The organism is Daejeonella sp., assembly GCF_044348475.1.
In the GTDB taxonomy this organism is placed as follows: Bacteria; Bacteroidota; Bacteroidia; order Sphingobacteriales; family Sphingobacteriaceae; genus Daejeonella.
Window position 1 is genome coordinate 1 of record NZ_JBIKSU010000143.1, and the last position, 3,598, is coordinate 3,598.

General features: G+C 37.0%; 3 protein-coding genes and 1 tRNA gene. 2 read left to right on the forward strand and 2 right to left on the reverse strand.

Going from position 1 to position 3,598, the window contains the following annotated elements; translation table 11 throughout:
• On the forward strand, positions 1-1,170 hold a 1,170-nt coding region (locus tag ACIQZ6_RS12380; protein WP_395811556.1), incomplete at its 5' end, for a RagB/SusD family nutrient uptake outer membrane protein.
• Between the two features lie 458 nt (positions 1,171-1,628).
• Here ACIQZ6_RS12380 and ACIQZ6_RS12385 read toward each other — a convergent pair.
• Positions 1,629-1,741, reverse strand: a tRNA-OTHER gene (locus ACIQZ6_RS12385).
• A gap of 544 nt (positions 1,742-2,285) precedes the next feature.
• On the opposite strand from ACIQZ6_RS12385, the gene ACIQZ6_RS12390 reads away from it, so the two are divergent.
• Positions 2,286-2,756, forward strand: a complete 471-nt coding sequence (locus ACIQZ6_RS12390) for an Lrp/AsnC ligand binding domain-containing protein (protein ID WP_395811558.1) — start codon at positions 2,286-2,288, stop codon at positions 2,754-2,756.
• Between the two features lie 57 nt (positions 2,757-2,813).
• Here ACIQZ6_RS12390 and ACIQZ6_RS12395 read toward each other — a convergent pair.
• A partial coding sequence (locus ACIQZ6_RS12395) for an alpha-ketoacid dehydrogenase subunit beta (RefSeq protein ID WP_395811560.1) occupies positions 2,814-3,598 on the reverse strand: 785 nt, incomplete at its 5' end.

The window sequence follows — 3,598 nt, forward strand, 5'->3', positions numbered from 1 at the left end:
TTAAAAGAAGATTCTCCTGAGTTAACGGCGCCGCGTGCACCTAGGGGAGAGGTATACGAGGCGATTTATGCTGATTTAGATTATGCTATTACAAACCTTCCTACACCTACTAGCTTAGGGACGGCAGAATATGGCCGTATTACCAATACGGCTGCATTAGCGTTTAAAGCAAGGGTCGCTTTATTTGAGGGTACCCGTTCAAAGTTTCACCAGTACGGAGATCCAAATAAACATCTATTATTAGCAGTAACCACTTCAAAAAAAGTTATGGAGAGTGGTGAACATCAGCTGTTTAACAGCTATTTTGGGCTTTTTCAGAATCAAGGTGATGGGCGTCAGAATAGAGAGAATATAATTGTACGGCAATACGGTAAAAGTAATGCTGACAATATTTCCAGTTATAGTGGATTATCACTTGTAAATGGCGCAACGAATGCGACCAAGGCACTGGTAGACGCTTATCTAATGAAAGACGGACTTCCAATTGAAATTTCGCCTCGATATACCGCGCCTACCACTTTTTCTAAAACATTTGCTGACCGGGATGAGCGGTTGAACGCCACTGTAATGAAAGCTGGAGATATCTTTTTTTATAGTGTACCTTTCCAAGGGCCTACGCTAGTTTATCACTCAACCGCATTTGCTCCACGCAAGTTTGTAGATCCAAACACAGTGGGTACCCCGAATACGTTTATAGACTATCCGATTATGCGGTATGCTGAAGTTCTTTTAACATATGCTGAGGCTCTTTATGAACTTAATGGATCTATTTCAGATACAGAGCTCAATGCGAGCATCAACCTTTTACGTAAGCGGGCAGGATTGCCAAATCTCAGTAATAATTTTGTTCAAATTAATGGCTTGAACATGCAAAAAGAGCTTCGGCGTGAACGTAGGGTAGAACTTGCTATGGAAGGATTCCGGTATTGGGACTTAGTTCGCTGGAAAACAGCTGAAATAGAACTTCCTAAAGCTATTTTGGGTAGTTTTTTCTTTAAGACCGAAATAGGCTTCGCGACTTCAAAACCGAATCTAACTCCGGATAACTATATATTGTTGCAATCTTCTGCTAACAGGAGGTTCAATCCGGGCAAAGATTATTTGTGGCCTTTGCCAGTGAATGAAATTGCTCTAAACCCCCAACTGAAACAGAATCCAGGTTGGCAGTAACGTAAAAATAATTTCTAAAGCCCAAAAACACAGGGACTGTATTACAGTACAGCCCCTGTTAATTAAATAACGTTAGTACGGGATAAGGTGGGATTATATTTCAGAGATTTTTGAATATATAACTATTTGATTATTAATAGGTAAGAATATTTCGTTATATTTAAGTGACAAATTTAAAGAACAACAATCTATGCTTACCCCTACGGGCTACATAGAGCGATCATAAACGATCGCTTTTGTTGTTTTAAAGGAATTCATTCTGAAAACAGAATATAAAATTGCTTAATAATTTCAGCTCATAACAATTTTTCATCAAATCTGGTGTATAGATATACAAGGGGGCAAGAAAACATAAATGGAACTATAACAATTTAAAAAATAATCGTAAAATAAATAAGCTCCTGATGGGCAGGAGCTTATCTAAACTAACCAATTATAAACCTGTTGAATAAGGTTTGCTGTAGGGGAAGGATTCGAACCTCCACGAAGCAGTTATTTCCCTGTTACGGTATTTCCCAAATCTTCGCCACCGAGACGAGGAGGTGTGTCTGCCAAATTTCACCACCCTACAGTGTGTAAGCAATTATTTTCTGATTGCTTGATACAAATGTAAGTAAATGCACTATTCCTTGCAAATTTATTAACAATTTATTTTAATTTTTATTAAATTTTTAATTAATGTGTTGATTTACTAAATAATTAGTAATTCAAGATAGATTTTTGAAGCTCAAATTTCAAACCTGTTAATAATCTTCGATGAGGCATCCTAGGGAATAGAACAAAATTCATGTAAAATAAATAAGCTCCTGATGGGCAGGAGCTTATCTAAACTAACCAATTATAAACCTGTTTATAAGGTTTGCTGTAGGGGAAGGAGTCGAACCTTCACGAAGCAGTTATTTCCCTGTTACAGTATTTCCCAAATCTTCGCCACCGAGACGAGGAGGTGTGTCTGCCAAATTTCACCACCCTACAGTGTGTAAGCAATTAATTATCAATTGCTTATTACAAATGTAATCAATAGCTAAATTTTTACAAATATTTTAATAAACTATTTTAATTTTTACATAAACTATAATTATATTGCGCAATTATTAACAATTCATTAATGCCAAATGGAAAACCGGAGCCAAAATTTCGAACTTGACAATCTAGACACTCAGATTTTATCTATTCTGATGGAAGATGCAACAATTCCTTACACAGAAATTGCAAAGAAACTGATTGTTTCTGGCGGAACCATCCATGTGAGAATGAAAAAGATGCAAGACATGGATATCATCAAGGGATCACATTTAATAATTGATCCTCAGAGAATTGGGTATGATATATGCGCATTTTTAGGGATATACCTTGAAAAAGGGTCACAGTATAAGGATGCTGTAGAAAATCTAAAAAAAATAAAAGAAGTAGTTGAACTTCACTACACAACCGGCTCATACAGTATGTTTGCTAAGATAATTTGCAGGGATACCAACCATTTGAGACAAGTTTTGAATGAAGATATTCAGGGGGTTAAAGGCATACAGCGAACAGAGACTCTAATATCTCTTGAAGAAAGCATTAAAAGACAGATCACGCTCTAATAACTCAAAAAAAAAGCATCCTGAATTCAGGATGCTTTTTTAAAATAAAATCTTTTTTTATGCTTCCTTATAAAGAACGCTCTTTACAGCTTTAATTACCTTTTCTGCATTCGGAAGTGCCTCATTAATCAAAGTTGGTGCGTATGGCAATGGTACATCGGCACATGCAACGCGCAGAACCGGTGCATCAAGGAAATCAAAAGCATCTTTCTGAACCTTAAATGCAACTTCAGTTGCAATTGATCCTAATGGCCAGGCTTCCTCAACAAATACCATACGATTTGTTTTTTTAACAGAATTGATCACAGTATCGTAATCGATAGGGCGAACCGTACGTAAATCGATTACTTCTGCATTAATTCCTTCTTTGGTTAGCTCTTCAACAGCAGGCATTACAACTCTTGAAAGCATTTTACCAAATGTCACAATGGTAACATCAGTACCTTCTTTTACAATATTGGCTTTGCCAATTGGAATATAATATTCTTCTTCAGGCACCTCTCCTTTATCACCATACATTACTTCAGATTCCATGAAGATTACTGGATCTGGATCGATAATAGCTTGTTTTAACAATCCCTTTGCTTCATACGGGGTAGAGGGAACTACTACTTTCAATCCTGGACAATTGGCATACCAGTTCTCAAAATTCTGAGAATGCTGAGCGCCTAACTGACCGGCATTACCTGTAGGGCCTCTGAAAACAATTGGACAAGAAAACTGACCACCACTCATACTGAGTACTTTTGAAGCTGCATTAATTACCTGGTCAATTGCTACAAGAGAAAAATTAAATGTCATGAACTCAATGATCGGATTCAATCCGTTCATAGCTGCACCAA

What these genes read in the sequence shown, in the direction of transcription:
- ACIQZ6_RS12390 (WP_395811558.1), top strand. Translation starts at nt 2,286, where the DNA reads ATGGAAAACCGGAGCCAAAATTTCGAACTTGACAATCTAGACACTCAG.